22 protein-coding genes are annotated in these 20,916 nt (G+C 61.6%); 16 read left to right on the forward strand and 6 right to left on the reverse strand.

What is annotated here, in order from left to right; all coding sequences use genetic code 11:
- Positions 1 to 102: 102 nt before the first annotated feature.
- The 3 genes from IE091_RS17200 (at position 103) to IE091_RS18480 (ending at position 2,537) form a co-directional block, all read left to right on the forward strand.
- Positions 103 to 1,152 carry a Y-family DNA polymerase gene (locus tag IE091_RS17200; RefSeq protein WP_268246888.1) on the forward strand — a complete coding sequence of 350 codons (1,050 nt, stop codon included), beginning with the start codon at positions 103 to 105 and terminating at the stop codon, positions 1,150 to 1,152.
- A gap of 527 nt (positions 1,153 to 1,679) precedes the next feature.
- Positions 1,680 to 2,207 (forward strand): hypothetical protein, encoded by a 528-nt coding sequence (locus tag IE091_RS18475; protein ID WP_229800882.1) that lies wholly within the window; start codon positions 1,680 to 1,682, stop codon positions 2,205 to 2,207.
- A 30-nt stretch (positions 2,208 to 2,237) separates the two neighbouring features.
- Positions 2,238 to 2,537 (forward strand): protein NO VEIN domain-containing protein, encoded by a 300-nt coding sequence (locus IE091_RS18480; protein ID WP_268246889.1) that lies wholly within the window; start codon positions 2,238 to 2,240, stop codon positions 2,535 to 2,537.
- Between the two features lie 59 nt (positions 2,538 to 2,596).
- Here the strand turns inward: IE091_RS18480 and IE091_RS17210 are convergent, their stop codons facing one another.
- Both IE091_RS17210 and IE091_RS17215 read right to left on the reverse strand, forming a co-directional pair.
- Positions 2,597 to 2,890, reverse strand: coding sequence for a helix-turn-helix domain-containing protein (locus tag IE091_RS17210; RefSeq protein WP_189464212.1), 294 nt, complete (start codon positions 2,888 to 2,890; stop codon positions 2,597 to 2,599).
- Between the two features lie 4 nt (positions 2,891 to 2,894).
- Positions 2,895 to 3,374 carry an Lrp/AsnC family transcriptional regulator gene (locus IE091_RS17215; RefSeq protein WP_189464213.1) on the reverse strand — a complete coding sequence of 160 codons (480 nt, stop codon included), beginning with the start codon at positions 3,372 to 3,374 and terminating at the stop codon, positions 2,895 to 2,897.
- 147 nt (positions 3,375 to 3,521) lie between these two features.
- On the opposite strand from IE091_RS17215, the gene IE091_RS17220 reads away from it, so the two are divergent.
- The 3 genes from IE091_RS17220 (at position 3,522) to IE091_RS17230 (ending at position 6,149) form a co-directional block, all read left to right on the forward strand.
- On the forward strand, positions 3,522 to 4,562 hold the full coding sequence (locus tag IE091_RS17220) for a zinc-dependent alcohol dehydrogenase family protein (protein ID WP_189464214.1): 1,041 nt from the start codon (positions 3,522 to 3,524) through the stop codon (positions 4,560 to 4,562).
- A gap of 39 nt (positions 4,563 to 4,601) precedes the next feature.
- A complete protein-coding gene (locus IE091_RS17225) occupies positions 4,602 to 5,177 on the forward strand; it encodes a histidine phosphatase family protein (protein ID WP_189464215.1) in 576 nt (191 codons plus the stop codon).
- Positions 5,178 to 5,273: 96 nt separating this feature from the next.
- Entirely contained in the window at positions 5,274 to 6,149 is an 876-nt protein-coding gene (locus IE091_RS17230) for a pirin family protein (RefSeq protein ID WP_189464216.1), read from the forward strand.
- 8 nt (positions 6,150 to 6,157) lie between these two features.
- Here the strand turns inward: IE091_RS17230 and IE091_RS17235 are convergent, their stop codons facing one another.
- Positions 6,158 to 6,769: a DNA-3-methyladenine glycosylase family protein gene (locus IE091_RS17235; RefSeq protein ID WP_189464217.1), complete on the reverse strand. Its 612-nt coding sequence runs from the start codon at positions 6,767 to 6,769 to the stop codon at positions 6,158 to 6,160.
- A 206-nt stretch (positions 6,770 to 6,975) separates the two neighbouring features.
- Here IE091_RS17235 and IE091_RS17240 point away from each other — a divergent pair, with 206 nt between their 5' ends.
- Together IE091_RS17240 and IE091_RS17245 are read left to right on the forward strand one after the other, a co-directional pair.
- Positions 6,976 to 8,187: an MFS transporter gene (locus tag IE091_RS17240; protein WP_039178944.1), complete on the forward strand. Its 1,212-nt coding sequence runs from the start codon at positions 6,976 to 6,978 to the stop codon at positions 8,185 to 8,187.
- Between the two features lie 92 nt (positions 8,188 to 8,279).
- Positions 8,280 to 8,531, forward strand: coding sequence for a hypothetical protein (locus tag IE091_RS17245; protein ID WP_039178940.1), 252 nt, complete (start codon positions 8,280 to 8,282; stop codon positions 8,529 to 8,531).
- Between the two features lie 15 nt (positions 8,532 to 8,546).
- Here the strand turns inward: IE091_RS17245 and IE091_RS17250 are convergent, their stop codons facing one another.
- Positions 8,547 to 9,242: an extensin-like domain-containing protein gene (locus IE091_RS17250; protein WP_096921774.1), complete on the reverse strand. Its 696-nt coding sequence runs from the start codon at positions 9,240 to 9,242 to the stop codon at positions 8,547 to 8,549.
- A 119-nt stretch (positions 9,243 to 9,361) separates the two neighbouring features.
- Between IE091_RS17250 and gmk the strand changes: the two genes are divergently transcribed.
- The 4 genes from gmk (at position 9,362) to IE091_RS17270 (ending at position 12,986) form a co-directional block, all read left to right on the forward strand.
- Positions 9,362 to 9,994, forward strand: a complete 633-nt coding sequence (gene gmk / locus IE091_RS17255; RefSeq protein WP_096921775.1) for a guanylate kinase — start codon at positions 9,362 to 9,364, stop codon at positions 9,992 to 9,994.
- 87 nt (positions 9,995 to 10,081) lie between these two features.
- A complete protein-coding gene (rpoZ, locus tag IE091_RS17260; RefSeq protein WP_016915502.1) occupies positions 10,082 to 10,342 on the forward strand; it encodes a DNA-directed RNA polymerase subunit omega in 261 nt (86 codons plus the stop codon).
- Positions 10,343 to 10,368: 26 nt separating this feature from the next.
- Positions 10,369 to 12,501 carry a RelA/SpoT family protein gene (locus IE091_RS17265; protein ID WP_039178929.1) on the forward strand — a complete coding sequence of 711 codons (2,133 nt, stop codon included), beginning with the start codon at positions 10,369 to 10,371 and terminating at the stop codon, positions 12,499 to 12,501.
- Between the two features lie 95 nt (positions 12,502 to 12,596).
- A complete protein-coding gene (locus IE091_RS17270) occupies positions 12,597 to 12,986 on the forward strand; it encodes a RidA family protein (RefSeq protein WP_016915500.1) in 390 nt (129 codons plus the stop codon).
- Between the two features lie 100 nt (positions 12,987 to 13,086).
- Here the strand turns inward: IE091_RS17270 and IE091_RS17275 are convergent, their stop codons facing one another.
- Complete coding sequence (locus IE091_RS17275; RefSeq protein WP_039179271.1) at positions 13,087 to 13,968, reverse strand: SDR family oxidoreductase; 882 nt, start codon at positions 13,966 to 13,968, stop codon at positions 13,087 to 13,089.
- A 150-nt stretch (positions 13,969 to 14,118) separates the two neighbouring features.
- Between IE091_RS17275 and IE091_RS17280 the strand changes: the two genes are divergently transcribed.
- Positions 14,119 to 15,048 (forward strand): hydrogen peroxide-inducible genes activator, encoded by a 930-nt coding sequence (locus tag IE091_RS17280; RefSeq protein WP_081138541.1) that lies wholly within the window; start codon positions 14,119 to 14,121, stop codon positions 15,046 to 15,048.
- Positions 15,045 to 17,123, forward strand: a complete 2,079-nt coding sequence (gene recG, locus IE091_RS17285) for an ATP-dependent DNA helicase RecG (protein ID WP_189464218.1) — start codon at positions 15,045 to 15,047, stop codon at positions 17,121 to 17,123. Before IE091_RS17280 ends, recG begins: the two co-directional genes overlap by 4 nt.
- 44 nt (positions 17,124 to 17,167) lie before the next feature.
- On the opposite strand, the gene yccS is transcribed toward recG, so the two are convergent.
- Positions 17,168 to 19,375, reverse strand: coding sequence for a YccS family putative transporter (yccS, locus tag IE091_RS17290; protein WP_189464219.1), 2,208 nt, complete (start codon positions 19,373 to 19,375; stop codon positions 17,168 to 17,170).
- A 238-nt stretch (positions 19,376 to 19,613) separates the two neighbouring features.
- Here yccS and IE091_RS17295 point away from each other — a divergent pair, with 238 nt between their 5' ends.
- Complete coding sequence (locus tag IE091_RS17295) at positions 19,614 to 20,429, forward strand: DUF3100 domain-containing protein (RefSeq protein WP_039178913.1); 816 nt, start codon at positions 19,614 to 19,616, stop codon at positions 20,427 to 20,429.
- Positions 20,419 to 20,913: a hypothetical protein gene (locus tag IE091_RS17300; protein WP_084123778.1), complete on the forward strand. Its 495-nt coding sequence runs from the start codon at positions 20,419 to 20,421 to the stop codon at positions 20,911 to 20,913. The genes IE091_RS17295 and IE091_RS17300 overlap by 11 nt, the downstream gene beginning before the upstream one ends.
- Positions 20,914 to 20,916 lie beyond the last annotated feature (3 nt).

Genomic DNA, 20,916 nt, shown 5'->3' on the forward strand with positions numbered 1-20,916 from the left:
TGGTCGTGAACAACGTCCAGTTCAAGGACGGCGAACCCTTGACCGATCAGTCAGACAGGACTGCCGCCTGACCGGCCATACACAGAATTTGACAATAACTCGGTGCTGGGCGAGTTCTCACCCCATGTAGAGGTGTATTCCATTGATGAGAGTTTTGTCGGGTTTCAGGGATTTGAGGTAGACACCCTGGAGCAACGAGGCCAAGCTCTGCGGGATACGGTGAAGCAGTGGACAGGTATACCTGTGTCAGTGGGTTTTGCGCCGACTCGGGTGTTGGCCAAGGTCGCCAATCATGCCGCTAAAAAACACCCTGCATATAGAGACCAAGGTGTATGCACGTTGCTTGCAGAAGGCGCGCCTACTAAAGCGTTGTTGAAGCAGTTGCCTGTCACCGAACTATGGGGCATTGCACGCCGCACCAGCGAGCGATTACGCGTCATGGGCATTGAGACTGCCTGGGACCTGCGAGAGGCAGACCCGAAACATATCCGTCGGCAATTTAGTGTGGTGCAGGAGCGCATTGTCTGGGAGTTGCGGGGGCAACCCTCCATTCAGCTAGATGACATGGGCCAGCCTAAACAACAGATCATGGTGTCTCGTTCGTTTGGGCGGCTTACCAACGATCCCCATCAGTTAAGGGAGGCGCTACGGCATCATGCTGCCAGGGCGGGCGAAAAACTTCGTAAGCAGCAAAGCGTCACTAGCGCCGTCATGGTGTTTATCCGCACCAACTCGTTTCGTACGGATTTACCCCAATATCGTCAACGAATGGTCATTTCTCTGGATCGGCCCACTGATGATAGTCGTGAGATCATCGCCGCTGCGGTACAGGGTTTGCGTCGTCTCTGGCGAAAAGGGTACGCCTTTCACAAAGTGGGTCTCATGCTGCTTGATCTATCGCCTAAAGCTAACCGACAGCTCACTCTCACTGAAACCCTTCAGACTGATGAAGAAGACAAACGTAGCGAACGACTGATGAACACTATGGACATGCTCAACCGTGAGCTAGGCAGAGGTGCTGTGCAAATTGGCTTGGCGCGCTCTAACAACGCATGGTCACTGCGAAGCGAGCGACGAACGCCGCGTTACACCACTCAGTGGGGCGAGCTGCTAATAGCAAGGACTGGATTCAAAAAATTAAGAACACCTTAGCCATCAGGGAAGCTCTCAGCTCCATGCCATGATATTTCTTTAGAGTCTATCTTTAGATTCGTTAAGATGAGAGCCCCTGCGATCAGGAGAGTCTAGCCCATTGCATTGATCACCGACTGATCAAGTCTGTTAGGCTGCAAATGAATTGCATGATGGAGTACCTCAACAGCCGTACTAGCGACGTGCTGACGACTCGTCGCTAACTTTAGGCAGAAAATCTGGAGCATACGCGACAAGCGATACTGCTAGCTGATCAGTCACCCTGCCTTGTGGAAAGTGCTACATCATCAATCGCCGATCACGGGGATGAGGAAATGGCAGGCCGAGGGCCTCGGGTTATTTGCCAAGCGGGCAGGCAATCACATAGGGCCCTACAGCTATGGCCTTGGAGGGAGCTTCTCTAGACCAAATGGGTAGTATATTGGGTAGTGAAATAATTTTTTTTATGTTTTTTTGTAATAGTTAATTGATTTTTAAGATATTTTTTTATAGATCAATATTAAGATACAGAATATTGAGTGATGAACATGAGTCGAGCGACAGCTTGGAGTGCAATGGAGGTAGAGGCAATCGTTGCTACCTACCGGCAGATGTTAGTAGCGGAACTGAGTGGGCAAAGTTATAACAAGCGCGCACTTAACCGAACACTGATGGCACAGCTTGATGGCCGCTCGGCCGGTGCCATTGAGTTCAAGCACTGTAATATCAGTGCAGTGTTGCGCGATGCTAACTGCCCCTATGTCGAAGGCTACAAGCCTCGTAGTAACTATCAACAAAGCCTAGTTGACGTTGTCGAGGAGCTGTTGCTAGGCAACGAGCTCGTTGATCGCGCGGCACGTTTGGCTGCTGATCTCCCGGTGGTGGATACCGTTGGCATCGTCGATGAACGTATCATTGTCGAACCTCCTAGAACGACACCACCGCAACAAGGTGTTCGCGAATTTCATGCTGATTATTCGGTCCGCCCGCCGCAAAAACGCGACTACCTGGCTCGGGAAACCCGCAATCGTGAGCTAGGGCTTGCAGGTGAGCACCTAGTGATGCGGTTTGAGTAGCATCGGCTGCTTCAAGCCGGGCTGGATAAGCTGGCTGAGCGGGTAGAGCACGTCGCGGTGACTCAGGGGGATGGATTAGGGTTCGATATCCGCTCCTTCGAGCCTGACGGCCGTGACCGGCTGATCGAAGTCAAAACAACCGCGTTTGCCAAGGAGTGCGCGTTTTTCATCACACCTAACGAGCTAAACTGTTCGCGCGCCCATTCTGAAAATTATCATTTGTTCCGCCTGTTCAACTTCCGTAAGGGCCCGAAACTATTTTTTCTGAAAGGCGATCTCCACGAACAGTTCTGGCTGGAGCCCGATAGCTACCGCGCGGGAGTGCGTTGAGCCAGATGGTTGAGTAACGCGATCAGCTTAATTCGTTGATGTTCAATTGCTGCTCAAACTTATAGACCCTCTTTGAGCACCTCTTCGATGGAGGAGGGTTGTTTAGCGGCGAGGGCATCGGGTTGCGTCAGCGCATAGAGCCGTGCTAGGTCATCCAGGCTTTGCCAGAGCAACAGCAGTTGGCGGAGAGAAATTTGCCCGGTGAGCTCGAATTTCTTGATGGTCGGGGCGGGCACACAGCTGCGCTGCGCCAGCGCCGCACGGGATAGCTTGGCCTGCTCGCGCAACCTGCGTAGGTGGGCAGCAAAGGCCTGCTGAACATCGGTATCGTCCAACAACAGAAAACGGGGCATAAGCTCACAGCCCCAACAACTCCTCAACCGGCAAGTGGCTGGTCGCCTTCATTTCTCGCAGCGAGAGGTTGGAACGGATGCTCGATACTCCGGGCAGTTGGCGCAGCACCGTTTCGACGAAGTGGCTGTAGTCGTCCAGGTCTTTGGCGACGACTTGCAGCAGGAAGTCGGCCTCGCCGGTGGTGTTGTGGCAGCTCAGTACGCGGGAGCTGGCCTGGATGAGGCGCTCGAACTCTGCCGTCGCGGCTTCGCTGTGCTGGGTGCAGGTGATCTGCACGAAGGCCAGCACGCTGGCGCCGACTTTGCGGCGGTTGAGGATGGCTTGATAGCCCTTGATCACGCCGAGCGTTTCCAGTCGTTTGTGACGCCGCCAGCAGGTGGCTTCGCTCAGGTGAAGATGCTCGGCCAGCTGCGCGTTGGAGACACGCCCATCGGCTTGGAGCAACGCGGCCAATTTGGCATCCTTTTTATCCAATTCGCTCATGTTGAAAGCTCCTTTTGATTTACCCCTTTGACAAGAAAGAGTGATTCAAAAAGGCCGAGAATGTCCATGAGAAAGAAACGTAATTTCGGGCGTGGCTCGCTATAGTGGGCGCACGCCATTTGCCGCTAACGCCTTCGGGAGATACCCATGAAAGCCGTCGTCTTCGAGCAGTTTTCCGCCCCGCCCAGCATCCAGCAGGTGCCCGACCCAGCGCCAGCGCCCCACGGGGTGGTGGTCAAGGTGATGGCCAACGGCGTATGCCGCAGTGATTGGCACGGCTGGATGGGTCACGACCCGGATATCCAGCTTCCCCATGTGCCGGGGCACGAGCTGTCCGGCGTGGTGGAAGCGGTGGGCAAGGACGTGACGAAGTGGCGGGTCGGGGATCGTGTGACCGTGCCGTTCGTCGGCGGTTGCGGCACCTGCCCGGAGTGCCATGCAGGCCACCATCAGGTGTGCGATCACCAGTTTCAGCCAGGATTCACCCACTGGGGCTCGTTTGCCGAGTATGTGAGCATTCACTATGCCGATGTGAACCTGGTCGCCCTGCCGGATACCCTGACGTTCGATACCGCCGCCAGCCTGGGCTGTCGGTTCGTGACCTCTTTTCGTGCGGTGGTAGACCAGGGCCGCGTGTCGGCGGGCCAGTGGGTGGCGGTGCACGGCTGCGGCGGTGTGGGGCTGTCGGCCATCATGATTGCCAGCGCAGCCGGCGCCAACGTGGTGGCGGTGGATATTTCCGAGCAGGCGCTGGCTTTGGCGCGCCAGCTGGGGGCGGTGGCCACGGTGAACGCCAACCAGGTGGCCGACGTGGTGGAGGCGGTGGTCGAGATCACCCAAGGCGGCGCGCACGTCTCGCTGGACGCGCTGGGCCACCCCACCACCTGCTTCAACTCCATCAGCAATTTGCGCAAGCGCGGCAAGCATGTTCAGGTCGGGCTGATGCTGGCGGACCACAGCACGCCCGCCGTGCCGATGAGCAAGGTGATCGCCAACGAGCTGGAAATTTTGGGCAGCCATGGCATGCAGGCGCATCGCTACGGTGCCATGCTGGCGATGATCCAGTCAGGCAAGCTGGCGCCTGAAAAATTGATTGGCCGCCGTATCACGCTGGAAGAGTCCGTGCAGGCGTTGGTCAACATGGACAAGTTCGAAGGCGCGGGGGTCACCGTGGTGACGAAATTCTGATAAAAGAGGGGAAGACCGTTCTCATCAGAGGGTTTGCCCATGTTCACCCTGCGTATCTTCGCGCTGTGCATGCTCTCGGGCCTGCTTGGCCTTGTGCCCCTTGCTGCTCAGGCCAATACCGCCACTTGGCAGGCGCTGCAGCAGGGTGGGTTGGTCATTCTCATGCGCCACTTGCTGGCGCCGGGCATCGGCGACCCGCCGGGGTTTGTGTTGGAAACGTGTGCCACCCAGCGCAACCTTTCCAGTGAAGGGCGTGCTCAGGCCGTAGCGGCGGGGCAGGCGTTGCGGCAGCAGGGCGTGGCGATCGATGTGGTTTACAGCTCCCAATGGTGCCGTGCACTGGAAACCGCCGAGCTGATGGCGTTGGGGCCGATAACGTCTGCGACGTGGCTGAACTCGTTCTTTAGCGGGCGGGGGGATCAGATGGCCATTACCCAGGCGGCGCGCAGCCGTATAGAGGCGTGGCAGGGGCCGGGCAACCTGCTGATGGTCACGCATCAGGTGAATATCACGGCGCTGATCGGCGGCGGTGTCAGTTCCGGGGAAATGGTGGTCGTGCGCCCCCAGGAGGATGGGTTTGCGGTGGTGGGGCGGCTGAGCATTCCCAGCCGCTGAGGTTTTGTGCATTTCCTTCAATGAACCAAGGCAAATTATTCGCTCCTCATCGCGTCGCTGAGGTTTTACGCTGGGCGTATTGATAAGGAGGACGTCATGTCATCACCCCATACCCCATCCGTTCGCCGCGTGGTCGCTCAGCACCCTGCCCATCGGGACGATATCGGTGACCTGGTCACCCGCCGGCCGCTGCCGGGGCCTGGCGTGGATCAGCTCGATCCGTTTCTGTTCCTGAATCACCACGGCCCGCAGGTGTATCCCGCCAATAATCGTGGGCTGCCGTTTGGGCCGCACCCCCACCGGGGGTTCGAGACGGTCACCTTCATTCTGGAGGGCTCGCTGGCCCACGCCGACAGCGCCAAACATCAGAGCGTGATTCATGCAGGCGGCGTGCAGTGGATGACCGCGGGCAGCGGCATCGTGCATGCAGAAATCTCGCCCCCTGAGTTCCTGCGCGAAGGCGGGCCGCTGGAAATCCTCCAGCTGTGGGTCAATCTTCCGTCGCGGCTGAAGATGAGCGAGCCGCGCTACGTGGGCTTGCAGCAGGAAGGCATTCCCGCCGTTCCCCTGGCGGGCGGTGGCACGCTCAACCTGATTGCCGGGGAGTGGCAAGGGCAGTCAGGCCCGATCGAGTCGCTGACCGGCGTGTTCATGTCCACACTCGCGCTGCCTGCGGGTGCCAATGAGCAGCTTCCCGTGGCCCCTGGGCGGCAGGTGTTTCTGTACGTGGTGAGTGGTGACGTGACGGTGGGCGGCGAGCCTGCCAAAGCGCACCATTTGATTGAGCTCGACCGTGACTGCGAGAGCCTTGCCATCGAGGCAGCCAGCGATGCGCGCCTGTTGTTTGGCCATGGCGATGTCATCGATGAGCCGGTCTATTCCCACGGCCCCTTCGTGATGACCACCCGCGACGAGATCGTGCAGGCGGTAGAGGATTACCAGAACGGCAAGTTTGGCGGGCTGACGCTGTAACCGCCGCGCTAAACCGGCTCGCCGCGATAGTAGTGCCATAAAAACAGCGACCCCACGCTGCGCCAGGGGGCCCAGGGTTCCACCAACTGGCGGGCCTGCTTCGGCGTGGGTTTGTCCTCCATGCCCTTCAGGCGGCCCAGCGCCACTCTTAATGCAAGGTCGTCGGCGGGGAAGATATCGGGGCGTTTGAGCGAGAACATCAGGTAGATCTCGGCGCTCCAGCGGCCAAACCCACGCAGCTGGGTAATCGCGGCAATCGCCTCGTCATCGCTGAGGTGCGCCAACCCATCGGAGCTAAAGGTGCCCGCCAGCTCCGCCTCTGCCAGCCCTTTGGCATACTCGATCTTGCGCCACGACAAGCCTGCATCCCGCAGCGCCTGGCCTTCCACCTCCATCACCGCTTTGGCGTGCAGCTCCGGCAGCAGCGTATTCACTCGGCCCATGATGGCCCGTGCGGCCTCGGTGGAGATCTGCTGGCTGACGATGGTCGAGAAGAAGGTGGCAAACCCGGGGTCGCGCTGGCGCGGGCTGGGCGCACCCACCAGGGGGTAGGCGCGCGCAATGTCGGGGTCGGCATGGGCCAATGCCTGCATGGCGTGCTCGATGGTACTGGGAGTCATGACCGTCTCACTTGATGAACAGAGCATCGTAACATCCTAGCAGTTGCTTCTTTGATGATGACGCGCACGTGCAGAATGTCTTTCCCTTTGCATGCTAACTTTTTTAGCGCGGCATGTTTCTACTTTCGTCTAATCCTGCCATCATTTGCGACTATCCAGGATCGTTTCGTGAACAGGCGCGTTATCCCGCGCCTGGGGAGTGAGGTATGCAAGCATCATCAACGGGGCTGGCGCGGCATCCGCGGTGGGCGGAATTCGTGCTGGCGCTGGGCGGGTTCGGCATCGGCACCAGCGAGTTCGTCATCATGGGGTTGATGAACCGCGTGGCGGAAGACCTGGCCGTGAGCGTGCCGCAGGTAGGCTATTCCATCAGCAGCTACGCCCTGGGGGTCGTGGTGGGGGCGCCGCTGATTTCGGCGCTGGCCGCGCGGGTGCCCAAGCGAGCGCTGCTGATTGCGCTGATGCTGGTGTTTGCCGTGGGTAACATTGCCAGCGCCATGGCGCCAGGGTTCTGGTCGTTCGTGGGGCTACGCTTTCTGGCCGGGCTGCCCCACGGGGCGTACTTTGGCGTGGCGGCGCTGGTGGCAGCAGGCGCCGTGCCGGTCGATCAACGAGCGCGGGCCATTGCCCGGGTGATGATGGGGCTGACGGTGGCCATTCTGATCGGGGCGCCGCTGGGCACCTGGGCAGGCAACCTGTTTGGCTGGCAAATTGCCTTTGCCGGGGTGGGCGTGATTGCTCTGCTGACGGCGCTGTTGATTCGCCTCTGTGTGCCCGTGCAGCCCTTCGATGCCCAGGCCAGCCCGCTGCGTGAGCTTTCCGCGCTGGTCAAGCAGCGTGTGCTGGTGACCATTGCCATTGCCTGCATCGGCTGTGGCGGCATGTTCTCGATTTTCAGCTACGTGATGCCCACCTTGACCCAGCAGGCGGGCATGCGTGAAGCCTTGGGCCCCTTGGTGCTGGTCATCTTTGGCCTCGGCTCCATCGTGGGCAACCTGATCGGTGGGCGCATGGCCGATAAAAACCTGATGCGGGCAATTCCCGCCATCCTGGTGTGGTGCGCGGTGGTGCAGGGGCTGTTCTACTTTGCCGCCAATCAGGTGTGGAGCGGGCTGCTGTTCGTTGGCCTGGTCGGCACCAGCATGGCCTTGGCGCCTTCGCTGCAAACACGCTTGATGGACGTGGCGGAAGATGCCCAGACCATGGCGGCTTCCATGAATCATGCGGCGTTCAACGGGGCCAATGCGCTGGGGGCGTGGCTGGCGGGGCTGGTGATCAGTGCCGGGTTCAGCTGGTCGAGCACCGGGCTGGTGGGAACGGGGCTGGCGCTGTGCGGGTTGGTCATTTTTGCCTGGGGGCGCTGGCTTGAAAAGCGCGCTGAAGCCCCTGGCCAAACCGTGGCGCAAGGCTATAAATAAGCGTTTTCTCAAGCAAGACAAGGGGCATTAAAAGTGGCAAAAAAGCTGGAGTGTTCCTAGGGTGTAAGATGCAACCCATAAGGAGGTGACCCATGCAAAGCCCATCATTGAACGTCTCGCGTAGCTTGACCCTGAGTGCCATCGCGGCGCTGACCCTGGCCCTGGCGGGCTGTGGCGCAACCACTGGAGAGCGCGCCACCAGCGGCGCAGGCGTAGGTGCCGCCGTCGGTGCTGGCGCAGCAGCGGCCACTGGCGGAAGTATTGGCCGTGGCGCGGTGATTGGCGCAGGCGCAGGTGCTGCGACCGGTGCCCTGACCGATGAAGAGGACATCAGCCTCGACTGACGTTGGCACAGGCCACTAGCGGCACAGCCTGAAACCGCGCATGCCCAGATGGAAATGATCGGCATGCGCGGCATTGTAATCCGGCCCCAGCACGTTGCCGAAGGTATCGCAGGCGCCATCCCGCGCTGCCCGCAAGAACTCTCCTACTTCTCCCTCGTCATCCCAGTCGCGAATCAGCGTAATCTGACGACCATTCTCGAAGCGAAAGCCCACCACATCCAAAGCTTCAGCCGTGGCGTGCTCGCTGCGTCGACCGCTTTCGCGTCCGTAGACATTCCGGCAGGCAAAGCTGCCCACATGGTCCACCTGGGCGACCGGGCTGCCCATGATGGCTTCGGCAGCCGGTTGCAGGGCATGGCGTTCGTACATCACCCAGGCCAGTGCCAAGGGGCAGGTGGCCACGAAGCTTTGGCTGAAGCGCACGCTGCTGGATTGCATGCGCACCACGTTAGTCAGCGGGCAGCTGGCGGTGGGGGAGTAGTCGGCCAGCGGCGTATAGCTCAGCCCGCCCTCGGGGACGGTGTCCAGGGCGGCCAGGCAGGCCTCGCGGTCGTCGTCGAGGCGCTTGAGCTTGAGTTGGGTGACGGGCGTGACCGGGTCGTCCACGTGCAGCGGTGCCCAGGGCGCCCAGTGGCGCGGGATGACGATGATGTCCTTGTAGATGGCAACGCCGACCCCGACCAGCAGGAGCAGGAAGAAGAGAGTGCGCATGGTGACCTCCGTGTGGTGTTCTTGAACCCCTACAGTCCCTGCCAGGGGTATGCGATACTGCGCGCTATTGGCGTGGGCCGTCACCCGCGCCCATTTTTGATCAACAAGGGAAGCGCTGCATGTCCCAGGGTACGCTTTATATCGTTTCTGCCCCCTCTGGGGCGGGTAAAACCAGCCTGGTTCGCGAGCTGATAGAGAGCCTGGATGGCATTCAGGTATCGGTGTCTCATACCACCCGTGCCAAGCGCGAAGGCGAAGTGAACGGCGTGAACTACCACTTCACGCAGATTCCCGAGTTCGAAGCCATGATTGCCCGCGGCGATTTCTTTGAGTATGCCAAAGTCTTCGACAATTACTACGGTACGTCACGTCAGGCCGTGCAAACGCTGCTGGATGCCGGGCAAGACGTGATTCTGGAAATCGACTGGCAGGGCGCGCGCCAGGTCCGCGAACAGATGCCTGCCGCCGTGTCGATCTTCATCTTGCCGCCGTCGCGCAGTGAGCTGGAGCGCCGCCTGTCGAGCCGTGGCACCGATGAGCACGCGGTGATTGCTCGGCGCATGCGCGATGCTGTCAGCGAGATGTCCCATTACGATGAATACGACTACCTGGTGATCAATGATGACTTCACCACGGCACTGCAGGAACTGCAGTCGCTGGTGATCAGCCACCGCCTGACCCTGGCCACCATGCAGCAGCGTCATGCGCCCCTGCTGTCTGCGCTCTTGTCACAGGCGCCTGGCGTCGAGTAATCTATCGGGTCGTATGACTACTTTTTTCGCTGGGTCGGCGGCGTTTTCAGCCCTGCCGGCCCAGCGTCGTTATTACAGGATGGCCCCATGGCTCGCGTAACCGTCGAAGATTGTCTCGAAAACGTAGAAAACCGCTTCAAACTGGTGATGATTTCTACCCAGCGTGCCCGTCAGCTGGCGCGTGGCTCCCGTGATGCCCAACTGCCCTGGGAAAACGACAAGCCCACCGTCATGGCGCTGCGTGAAATCGCCGCAGGCCTGGTCGACCATACGGTTCTGGATGAGCCGGTCGAAGCGCCGGTGCGGGCGCGTCCTGCCATGACGCCCAGCGCTCAAATCGACGACTAAGCTAGCACCGATCAGGGGCGCGGTACATGTTCACCATTGATGACCTGGCCGACCGACTTGGCGGCTACTTACCCCCGGACGAGATCCAGCAGGTCAAGCGCGCCTTCTATTACGCCGAGCAGGCCCACGACGGCCAGCGCCGTCGCTCGGGCGAGCCCTACGTGACCCACCCGCTGGCGGTGGCCAATATTCTCGCCAACATGCACATGGACCATCAGAGCCTGATGGCCGCCATGCTGCACGATGTCATCGAAGACACCGGCGTTTCCAAGAAAGCCCTGGCGGCCCAGTTTGGCAAGCCGGTGGCCGAGCTGGTGGATGGCGTCTCCAAGCTGACGCAGATCACCTTCGAAGACAAGGCCGTTGCCCAGGCGGAGAATTTCCAGAAGATGGTGCTGGCGATGTCGCGGGACATCCGCGTCATCATCGTCAAGCTGGCCGACCGGCTGCACAACATGCGCACTCTGGGGGCTCTAAGGCCCGACAAGAAGCGCCGCATTGCCCGGGAAACCCTGGAAATCTACGCCCGTATTGCAGGGCGACTGGGGATCAACACCATTCGTGTGGAGCTGGAAGACCTCTCGTTCCAGGCGATTCACCCCATGCGGGCCGAGCGCATCAAGCGTGCGGTGGCCAGCGCCAGAGGCAACCGCCGCAGCGCCATGCGTGAAATCCAGGCCTCGCTACAGCAGAGCCTGGACGACGAAGCGCTGCAGGGCACGGTGATTGGCCGCCAGAAGCATCTGCTGTCGATCTACAAGAAGATGCGCGACCAGCGCAAGCCGTTTGCCGAGATCATGGACGTCTTCGGGTTCCGTATCATTACCGAAGACGTGGCCAGCTGTTACCGGATTCTGGGCGTGGTGCACAACCTCTACAAACCGGTACCGGGGCGGTTCAAGGACTATATCGCGATTCCCAAGGCCAACGGCTACCAGAGCCTGCACACGACGCTGTTCGGCCAGCGTGGCATGCCCATCGAAGTGCAGATCCGCACCCGCGAAATGGAAGCCATGGCCAACAACGGCATTGCCGCCCACTGGCTTTACAAGGCTGGCCAGACCGCGCATCCGATTGCCGAAGGCAGCCACGCCCGCGCCCGCGCCTGGGTGAAGGGGCTGCTGGAAATGCAGCGCCACGCGGGGGACTCGCTGGAGTTCATCGAGCACGTCAAGAACGATCTGTTCCCGGATGATATCTACGTGTTCACGCCCAAGGGCGACATCATGGAGCTTCCCCAAGGGGCCACGGTGATCGATTTTGCCTATAGCGTGCACACCGATATCGGCAACAACTGCATTGCCTGCCGAATCGACCGCCACCTGGCGCCGCTCTCGACACGGCTGGAAAGCGGCCAGACGCTGGAAATCATCACCGCGCCCGGCGCGCGCCCCAACTTGGCCTGGCTGAATTTCGTCACCACCGCCAAGGCGCGCTCGGCCATCCGTCACGCGCTCAAGCACCAGCAGCAGGCAGAAGCCATCATGCTGGGGCGCCGTTTGCTCAACAAGGCGCTGGCCCCCTTCGAGACCAGCCTGGAAGAGCTGGACGAAAGCGTGTTCGAACAGGCGCTGAAAGAGCTGGATGCCAGCTCCATGGATGCGCTGCTGGAGTCGATGGGGCTGGGCAATCGCATGGCCCACGTGGTGGCTCGGCGGCTGGTGGACGTGGCCCACGGCGAGAGCTTCGACAAGACGCTGGCCGACAACAGCGACAAGGCGGTGGTCATCAGCGGCAGCGAAGGCATGGTGATCAACTTTGCGCGCTGCTGCCACCCGCTGCCGGGCGACCCGGTGGTGGGGCACCTTTCTGTGGGCAAGGGGCTGGTAGTGCACCGCAGTGAGTGCAAGAACCTCTCCGAGCGCAAGAACGACCCGGAAAAGCTGTTTGCCCTGGAGTGGTCGGAAAATATCGACGAAGACTTCCCGGTGGCCCTGCGCATCGAGATCGAAAGCCGCCGTGGCCTGGTCGCCGAGCTGGCCGGGCTGGTGACCGATGCGGACGCCAACATCGAGCGGATCGGCATCGAAGAGCGTGACGCACGGCTCTCGACGGTCAACCTGACCCTGTCGGTGAAAGGGCGAGTCCATCTGGCGCGGATCATCAAGCGGATCCGCAACCTGCCCAACGTCGGCAAGATTACCCGTACGGCCAATTAAAACGACCTGGTACCCGCCGCTGGCCTGTCAGGCTGGCGGCGTCAGCCATGGCGATCATCATCCATCGATGCATTCTTACAGGAGCAAGAGACGCAATGAGCAATAAAGCGGTTATCAACACCGAGAAAGCCCCGGCGGCCATTGGCCCCTATTCACAAGCCATCAAGGCGGGCAACACGGTGTATCTGTCGGGCCAGATTCCCCTCGACCCGGACACCATGGCGCTGGTCTCCGACGATTTCGAAGCCCAGGCGCGTCAGGTGTTTGCCAACCTGCAGGCAGTGTGCGAAGAGGCGGCGGGCTCGCTGAGCGATATCGTCAAGCTCAACCTCTACCTGGTGGACCTGGACAACTTCGCCATCGTCAACAAGGTGATGGAAGAGTTCTTCTCCACGCCTTTCCCGGCCCGTGCGGCGGTGGGCGTGAAGGCGCTGCCCAAGGGCAGCCAGGTAGAAGCCGAAGCGGTCATGGTGATTGGCGACTAACGCCAAGGCTTGGTACGGCACAGCAAAAAGCGAGCCGTGGAGCTCGCTTTTTGGGTAGTGGTCAAGAGGCTAGTGGTTCACGAAAGCTCGCGCGGTAGCGTCAGGCTTTTTGCAGTTCCAGAAACCCGCCTTCCTTGAGCACCTGCAGATACCCCTCCTTGTAGCTGGGGTAGCGGAAGGTGTAGCCGGTTTCACGAATACGGCGGTTGTCGCAGCGCTTGCTGGCCCGGCGGCGCAGGGGGGACTGCATGGTCTCGGTGGACTCCACCTTCAACTGTTTCGCCAGCCACGCCATCACGTTGTGCATGGTCACCGGCTCGCAGTCGCTGCCCAGGTAAAGGTCTGCCAGCGGCGTACCGCTCTCCTGACAGCGAATCAGGTGCGCCAGGATGCCGGTGCAGTCGTCGCGGTGAATCCGGTTGGAGTAGATCACCGGCGTCACGGCGGCAATGCGGCCTTCTGCCACCTGGTGGATCAGGCGGTCACGCCCCGGGCCATAAATGCCCGAGAAACGCACCACGGTGCCAGGCAGCGGGTGGTTGAGCAGTGACTGCTCGGCTTCGCACATCAGGGTGCCGGAGAAGCTGGTGGATTCAGTGGGGCTCTCTTCATTGACCACTTCGCCTTCCTGCTGGCCGTAAACGCTGGTAGAAGAGACGAAGAAGATTCGCTTGGGCGGCGTGTCGTGCTGTTCCAGCACGCTCAGCACACGTTTCAGACCGTCCGGGTAAGCGCTTTGATAGGCACTCTCTTCGAAACGGTCGGCGCTGACGGTGTAAATGACGTAGTCCGCGCTGGGCAAGGCGTTGGCAGGTGCCCCTTCCAGGTCGTTAAGGTCCAGGGCCAGCGGCTCGATGCCCGTGTTGGCCAGTGCATCGGCCTGGCGGCGCACGCCGATCACGCGGTGCCCTTCGTCCAGCAGCTCCTTGCCAAGCGTGACGCCGATATCTCCACAGCCGATAATCAGTACCGTTAGCTTCACCTTGCTCACCCCTCTTGATAAATATTCCCTATTAGATACAAAGTCCCTATGAGATGTGCCATCTTCAATAGGGCTTGTCTGTCCTTTTCCATCTCGCTAATTACGATTACCAGTCACGAGCTGCAACGAGAGGATGCCACTGGCACCACCATGACTTTAACAGAACTACGCTACATCGTAACCCTTGCACAAGAGCGCCATTTTGGCCGTGCCGCTGAACGTTGCCACGTTTCACAGCCCACCCTGTCGGTGGCGGTGAAAAAACTGGAAGACGAACTGGAAGTGGCGCTGTTCGAGCGCTCCAAGTCCACCGTACAGGTAACGCCGCTGGGTGAAAAGGTCGTTGCGCAGGCGCAGCGCGTTCTGGAACAGAGTGGGCTGATTTTCGAACTGGCCAAGGCAGGCAAGGACCAGCTGGCCAACCCCCTGCGCATTGGCGCCATCTACACCATTGGGCCCTACCTGTTTCCCCATCTGGTGCCTGCGCTGGCCAACGCTGCGCCACAGATGCCGCTGTACATCGAAGAGGGCATGACCGGCACGCTGCGCGCCAAGCTGCGCAATGGCGAGCTGGACGTGATCATCGTGGCGCTGCCCTTCACCGAAACCGATGTAGTCACCAAGCCGATCTATGACGAGCATTTCGAAGTGCTGATGCCCGCCAGCCATCCGTGGGTAGCGCGTGAAGCCATCCACAAGGAAGACCTGCTGGAAGAGCGCCTGCTGCTGCTGGGGGAAGGCCACTGTTTCCGTGACCAGATTCTGGAAGCCTGCCCGGCCATTACCCAAAAGCTGAACAGCCCCAACAACACCCTGATTGCCGAAGGCGGCTCGTTGGAAACGATTCGCCACATGGTGGCCTCCAAGCTGGGCATTACCGTACTACCCCAGTCGGCGCTGGGCACCGACCAGTACGAAAACGCCATGCTGGTCAGTCGTCCCTTTGTGGAGCCCGCGCCTTCGCGCACGGTGGCGATTGCCTGGCGCGCAAGCTTCCCCAGGCCCAAGGCCATCGATGCCCTGGCCCAGGCGATTGGCCAGTGCCAGCAACCGGACCACAAGGCCCATACGGACTCATGAGTGAACTGGCTGCTCCGGTCACGGCGCTGAAGGGCGTAGGCGACGCGCTGGCCATCAAGCTGGCGCGGCTGGGGGTCGAGCGCGTCAGCGACCTGCTGTTTCACCTGCCGCTGCGCTACCAGGACCGTACGCGACTGACGCCGATAGGCCATCTGCGGGCGGGCCAGGAGGCGGTGGTGGAAGGGGAAGTGACCGCCAGCGACGTGGTCAAGGGGCGGCGGCGCAGCCTGCTGGTGCGGCTGCGCGACGGGAGCGGCATCCTGAGCCTGCGGTTCTTTCACTTCTCTCCGGCTCAGCAGCAACAGCTGCGCCCCGGCGCCACCGTGCGTGCGTTCGGCGAAGCCCGGGCAGGAGCCACGGGGCTGGAAATCTACCACCCGGAGTATCGCCTGAGCGGCAGCAGCGAAACCCCGGTGGAGGAGTACTACACGCCCATCTACCCCACCACGGAGGGGCTGCATCAGGCACGTCTGCGGGCCCTGGCCCAGCAGGCGCTGCGCCTGCTGACGCAAGCCCCTGAAACGCTGCCGGACGTGATCCCCGACATCCTGCGCCAGCGCTTCCAGCTACCGGGGCTGCATGCCAGCCTGCAGCTCTTGCACCAGCCACCACCGGACGTGGACCTGGAGCAGCTTGCCCAGGGGCTTCACCCCGCCACCCGGCGGCTCGCCCTGGAGGAGCTGCTGGCCCATCAGCTTAGCCTGCGGGAAGTGCGCCTGCGCATTCAGGCCGATGGCGCGCCGACGCTGCCCTCCGGGCGTAGCCTGCAAACCCGCTTTCTGGCACAGCTGCCGTTTGCCCTCACCGGAGCCCAGCGCCGCGTGCTGGAGGAGATCGCCCTCGACCTGGCACGCCCGGCGCCCATGCTGCGGTTGGTGCAGGGGGATGTGGGGTCGGGCAAGACGGTGGTGGCGGCCATGGCCGCGCTCTCGGCGCTGGCGGGCAACTGCCAGGCGGCGATGATGGCGCCCACGGAAATTCTCGCCGAGCAGCACTATCGTTCGTTCAAGGCATGGTTCGAGCCACTGGGCATCGACGTCGCCTGGCTGGCGGGCAAACTGAAAGGCAAGGCGCGGCTGGATGCCAAGGCCGCCATCGCCGATGGCCGAGCGCGGATGGTGGTGGGCACCCACGCGCTGTTTCAGGACGATGTGCATTTCCAATGCCTGGGGCTGGCGATCATCGACGAACAGCACCGCTTTGGCGTGCACCAGCGCCTCGCCCTGCGTGAAAAGGGGGAGGCCGGTGGGCTGACGCCTCACCAGCTGATCATGACCGCCACGCCGATTCCCCGCACCCTGGCCATGAGCGCCTACGCCGACCTGGACGTGTCGGTGATCGACGAGCTGCCGCCGGGGCGCACGCCGGTGAAGACCGTGGTGGTCTCGGACGAGCGCCGCCCGGAAGTGGTCGAGCGTATCCGCAATGCCTGCCGCGATGGCCGCCAGGCCTATTGGGTCTGCACGCTGATCGAGGAGTCCGAAGTGCTCCAGTGCCAGGCGGCGGAGGTCACGCGGGACGAGCTCACCCAGGCGCTGCCGGAGCTGGCCATTGGGCTGATACATGGGCGCATGAAGGCCGCCGAAAAAGCCGAGGTGATGGAGGCCTTCAAGACCGGCGAGCTGGACCTTTTGGTCGCCACCACGGTGATCGAGGTCGGCGTGGATGTCCCGAATGCCAGCCTGATGATCATCGAAAACCCGGAGCGCCTGGGGCTTTCTCAGCTCCACCAGCTACGCGGGCGTGTTGGGCGGGGCAGCACCGAAAGTTTTTGCGTGCTGCTTTACCACGCGCCGCTGTCCAAAAGCTCCCGAGAGCGGCTCAGCGTGATGCGCGAAACCACCGACGGCTTCCGCATTGCCGAAAAAGACCTGGAAATTCGCGGCCCCGGCGAAGTGCTCGGCACCCGACAGACCGGCCTCGCCCAGATGAAAATCGCCGACCTGGAGCGCGATGCCGACCAGCTGGAGCGGGTCACCGCCCTGGCTCAGGCGCTCCAGGGCAACGCCGAAGTCACCGCGGTACTGGTGCGCCGCTGGCTGGGCGAAGCCGCCGGGCGTTATGGGCAGGTGTGAAGGCCGGTGTGAGGCTGCAGGTGTAAGAGGCCGGTGTGCGGGAGTTAGCGTAGCGCTTCAGCCGCGTCGGTTTGAAGGCTGCCGGGCGCCACCAGTCGCCCAGCCGCCTCGCTGAGCGGGCCCAGTTGCTCGGCGATCAGACGCAGCTGGCTCTGGATGGGGCGGTAGTGGGTCATGGCCTTCTCATCCAGCGTATTGCTCTGCTCTTCCAGCAGCGCCAGCAGCTCCTGGGCCTGGGCGGCCAGCGGCTCCACCGGCAGGCGTCTGTCCAGCTGTGTGGCCAGCTGTTCCAGCAGGGCGCTGATGCGTTTGGCCAGCGGCACCAGGGTGGCGTCGTCTTCGTCGTCGGCCAGCCGATGACGGTGCGCACCTAACGCCGAAAGGTGGCTGAGCAGCGTGTTGGAGAGCACCAGGAAGCGCAGGCCGTTGTCGGCGTCCTGTTTGCGGTAGTGGCCTGGCTCGTGGAGCATGTTGGTCAGCAGGGTCGAGAGCGCCGCATCGGCGTTGTGGGCATTCCGCCGGGCCAGGCGGTAGGCCAGGTCGTCCTGTTTGCCCTCTTCGTACTGGTGCACGATCTCGTCCAGGTAGTGACGATGGTTGGTCAGCACCTTGCCCGCCTCAAGGTAGAGCCGCCGCCCTTGCCAATCCGGCAGGATAAAGAACACCGCCAGCCCGGCAATCAGCGAGCCAATCAGGGTATCGAACAGCCTGGGCCAGATCAGATCGAAACCATCCCCCACCTGATTGAAGCTGCACAGCACCAGCAGGGTGATGGAGGCAGTGGCAATCACGTAGTGTTTTTCCCGATTGGCGAAGAAGGACACCCCCGCCGCCACGGCGATCATGCTCTGGACCAGCGGCTGGGGAAACAGGCTGATCGACATCCAGCCCGCGGTCAGGCCCAGCACCGTGCCGAGGATACGCTGAGATAAAAAGCGCCGCGTGGTGGCAAAGTTCGGGCGGCACACGAACAGCGTGGTCAGCAGTATCCAGAAACCCTGCTTGGGGTCCAGCCACTGCAGCAGCCCATAACCGACCACCAGGGCCGTGGTCAGGCGTACCGCATGGCGAAAGGTGGGCGAGCCCAGCGTGAAATTGAGCCGCACGCGCTTCCAGGCTTCCAGCAGGCTGGAAGGCGAGCGGTCGTAGAGGGCGCTGTCGCGGCGCTCTTCATCGGCGGCAGGGTTATGGGCGCTGGCAATTTGGGCTTCCAGGGTAGTGAGGTTATCGGCCAGGGCGGTCAGCGGGCGAATCAGCGGCCGCCACTCGGGCTTGCCGCGTTCGCGGAGGTTCTCGATGGAGGCGCGCAGGTCGGCTAGCGCCTGCTCGCTCTGCTCGTGACTGAACGGGCGATTGAGCAGCAGCGATTTGGCCAGCTGACGGCAGGCACGGCCCTGCTGGTCCAGCAGGCGCTGGCAGCGAAACAGCACGTCGTGGTGGAAAAACGCATCGGTGAGCGCGCTGTAAGGGTAGTGGGTGGAGCTGGCCCGCTCGTGGATATCCTGGGCAATGAAGTAGATCTGCAGGTAGCGGTTGAGCTTGCGGCTGCCGCGCTGGCCTTCGAGGCGGCGAAAGATCATCTCCTTGGCCTGGTTCAGGGCATCCACCACCTGGCCGTTCTGGCGGGCCAGTGCCACGCGTCGGGCTTCCACATCGACCCCGCGTACAGGCTCGAAAAGCGCCGATTTCAGGATCAAGAACTCCCCCAGCGCCTTGTACACCCGTGCCATGCTCTGCTTGACCGGCTGGCGCGAGAACAGCGCGCACCAGACCACGGAAATCGCCCCGTACCAGGCCGCGCCGCCCAGCAGCAGCAGCTGGCGTGCCGCCACGTCCTCATCCACTCCGCCGTGCTGCTCGATGTTGATCATGGAGTAGATTGACAGAATCAGCGTGCCCGAGGCAATGGTGGCGTAGCGCTGGCCAATGGCGCCCAGCATGATCAGCGTAAAGGTGGAGACTGCCAGCCCCACGGCAAAGAGCCACGGCCAGGGGAATAGCCACTGCACCACGAACGAGGCCGAGGCAAAGCACAGCAGGGTGACCGCCAGGGCTTGTGCCCGCCCTTGCCAGCTGTCGTCGGTTTCCGAGAGCGCGCAGGCGATGATGCCGAGAAACAGCGGGATCACCAGGGCCACGTCGCCCATCAGCCCGCTCAGCAACAAGGCGCCGCTGAAGGCGATGAAGACCCTCAGGCTGTAGGCGAACTTATCCAGTGTCCAGAGGCGGCGTAAGGGCAGTGAAATGGGCATGGTGTGTCTAAGCGGACCTCGAAAGTGTGGTGTTGTTAAGTTGTTAGACTTTAGTCGTGTTCGAGTATAGAGCCAACTCGGCGCCGCTGTCGCTATCTGGCGCAGGCCAACGAACGCTGGGCGTTGGCCAAGCGTTTATTCGCTTGGGTGTTCTAAAAAGTAGCGCACAAAATCGCTATGATTGGAACAGTAACCTTTCGATACTCGGAGTGACTCTAAAAAAAACAGGATCACTCCCATGGATCTCAAACTGCTGCTGGACTGGCGTCTGCACCTCACGGTGATCGTGACGTCGATGTTGTCGGAATGGATAGGCATCGTACGCATGCCGCTGGGGCCAGGAACGCTCTTGTTACTCCCTCTGCTTTACGCCTTCGTGATCGGCGTGCTGCTCAATCCGCATCTGTTTTCGGCGATGGGCAAGGTCATTCCCAAGCCGGTCAGCCATGCGGCCGGGCCCATCATCCTGATCGCTATTCTGCCGTTCATCGCCAAATTTGGCTCTACCATTGGTCCTGCCATCGAGCAGATCATCGCCGCCGGGCCTGCGCTGATCCTTCAGGAGCTGGGCAACCTGGGTACCATGCTGCTGGCGCTGCCGTTTGCGGTGCTGGTGCTGAAGATGGGCCGTGAAGCGGTCGGTGCCACCTATTCGATTGCCCGTGAGCCCAATATTGCCATCATTTCGGATCGTTATGGCCTGCGCAGCCCGGAAGGGATCGGCATCATGGGCGTCTACGTGGTGGGCACCATGTTTGGCACGCTCTACTTCGCGCTGATGGCGGGCTATATCGCTTCGCTGGACATTCTCGATATCCGCGCCCTGGCCATGGCCTGTGGGGTGGGCAGCGGCAGCATGGTGGCGGCGTGTTCGGCCGCCCTCGCCGAAGCAGTGCCAGCCTCGCGGGACGAGCTGCTGGCCTTTGCCGGGGCCAGTAACCTGCTGACCTATGCCACTGGGCTGTATATCTCCCTCTTTATCGCGCTGCCCGTCACCGAGTGGATGTACAAGCGCCTGACCGGTAACCGCCAGGAGACGCAACATGAAGGCTAACGAGATGACCACAGAACCCCTGGACAAGAGTGCGCTGGAAGAGCTGCGCCCGGAAAACCAGCTGGGCAAGACCGCACTGGTGCTGGCAGCGGTCTGCGTGGCGGCCTGGTTCAGCAATACCGTCAACGGTGCGCCGCTGCTGGAAGCGCTGCCGGGCATGCTGATTCTTTATGGGCTGGTGATCATTGGCCTGGTCATGGGGCGTCTGTGCCCCTTCTACCTGCCCAGCGTGGCCTGGGTGTCCCTGGTGAGCATTCTGGTCACACTGCCCTCGTTTCCGGGGAGCGCCTGGATCGTATCGCAATTGGCGGCGGTGAATTTCCTGGCGGTCGTGACGCCGGTATTGGCCTACGCCGGGCTGGCGCTGACCGGCCGTGAGTTTGCCATGTTCCGCCAGACCGGCTGGAAGCTGGTCATCGTGGCGCTGCTGGTGTTCACCGGCACGTTCATCGGCTCCGCCGTCGTCGCGCACATCATGCTTTAAGGA

This window comes from Vreelandella hamiltonii (genome assembly GCF_014651775.1).
Taxonomy (GTDB): Bacteria; Pseudomonadota; Gammaproteobacteria; order Pseudomonadales; family Halomonadaceae; genus Vreelandella; species Vreelandella hamiltonii.

What these genes read in the sequence shown, in the direction of transcription:
- IE091_RS17215 (WP_189464213.1), bottom strand. Translation starts at nt 3,374, where the DNA reads ATGAGCGAATTGGATAAAAAGGATGCCAAATTGGCCGCGTTGCTCCAA.
- IE091_RS17250 (WP_096921774.1), bottom strand. Translation starts at nt 9,242, where the DNA reads ATGCGCACTCTCTTCTTCCTGCTCCTGCTGGTCGGGGTCGGCGTTGCC.
- gmk (WP_096921775.1), top strand. Translation starts at nt 9,362, where the DNA reads ATGTCCCAGGGTACGCTTTATATCGTTTCTGCCCCCTCTGGGGCGGGT.
- IE091_RS17280 (WP_081138541.1), top strand. Translation starts at nt 14,119, where the DNA reads ATGACTTTAACAGAACTACGCTACATCGTAACCCTTGCACAAGAGCGC.
- IE091_RS17225 (WP_189464215.1), top strand. Translation starts at nt 4,602, where the DNA reads ATGTTCACCCTGCGTATCTTCGCGCTGTGCATGCTCTCGGGCCTGCTT.
- IE091_RS17245 (WP_039178940.1), top strand. Translation starts at nt 8,280, where the DNA reads ATGCAAAGCCCATCATTGAACGTCTCGCGTAGCTTGACCCTGAGTGCC.
- IE091_RS17300 (WP_084123778.1), top strand. Translation starts at nt 20,419, where the DNA reads ATGAAGGCTAACGAGATGACCACAGAACCCCTGGACAAGAGTGCGCTG.
- yccS (WP_189464219.1), bottom strand. Translation starts at nt 19,375, where the DNA reads ATGCCCATTTCACTGCCCTTACGCCGCCTCTGGACACTGGATAAGTTC.
- IE091_RS17240 (WP_039178944.1), top strand. Translation starts at nt 6,976, where the DNA reads ATGCAAGCATCATCAACGGGGCTGGCGCGGCATCCGCGGTGGGCGGAA.
- recG (WP_189464218.1), top strand. Translation starts at nt 15,045, where the DNA reads ATGAGTGAACTGGCTGCTCCGGTCACGGCGCTGAAGGGCGTAGGCGAC.
- IE091_RS17220 (WP_189464214.1), top strand. Translation starts at nt 3,522, where the DNA reads ATGAAAGCCGTCGTCTTCGAGCAGTTTTCCGCCCCGCCCAGCATCCAG.
- IE091_RS18475 (WP_229800882.1), top strand. Translation starts at nt 1,680, where the DNA reads ATGAGTCGAGCGACAGCTTGGAGTGCAATGGAGGTAGAGGCAATCGTT.
- IE091_RS17230 (WP_189464216.1), top strand. Translation starts at nt 5,274, where the DNA reads ATGTCATCACCCCATACCCCATCCGTTCGCCGCGTGGTCGCTCAGCAC.
- IE091_RS17270 (WP_016915500.1), top strand. Translation starts at nt 12,597, where the DNA reads ATGAGCAATAAAGCGGTTATCAACACCGAGAAAGCCCCGGCGGCCATT.
- IE091_RS17235 (WP_189464217.1), bottom strand. Translation starts at nt 6,769, where the DNA reads ATGACTCCCAGTACCATCGAGCACGCCATGCAGGCATTGGCCCATGCC.
- IE091_RS17210 (WP_189464212.1), bottom strand. Translation starts at nt 2,890, where the DNA reads ATGCCCCGTTTTCTGTTGTTGGACGATACCGATGTTCAGCAGGCCTTT.
- IE091_RS17265 (WP_039178929.1), top strand. Translation starts at nt 10,369, where the DNA reads ATGTTCACCATTGATGACCTGGCCGACCGACTTGGCGGCTACTTACCC.
- rpoZ (WP_016915502.1), top strand. Translation starts at nt 10,082, where the DNA reads ATGGCTCGCGTAACCGTCGAAGATTGTCTCGAAAACGTAGAAAACCGC.
- IE091_RS17295 (WP_039178913.1), top strand. Translation starts at nt 19,614, where the DNA reads ATGGATCTCAAACTGCTGCTGGACTGGCGTCTGCACCTCACGGTGATC.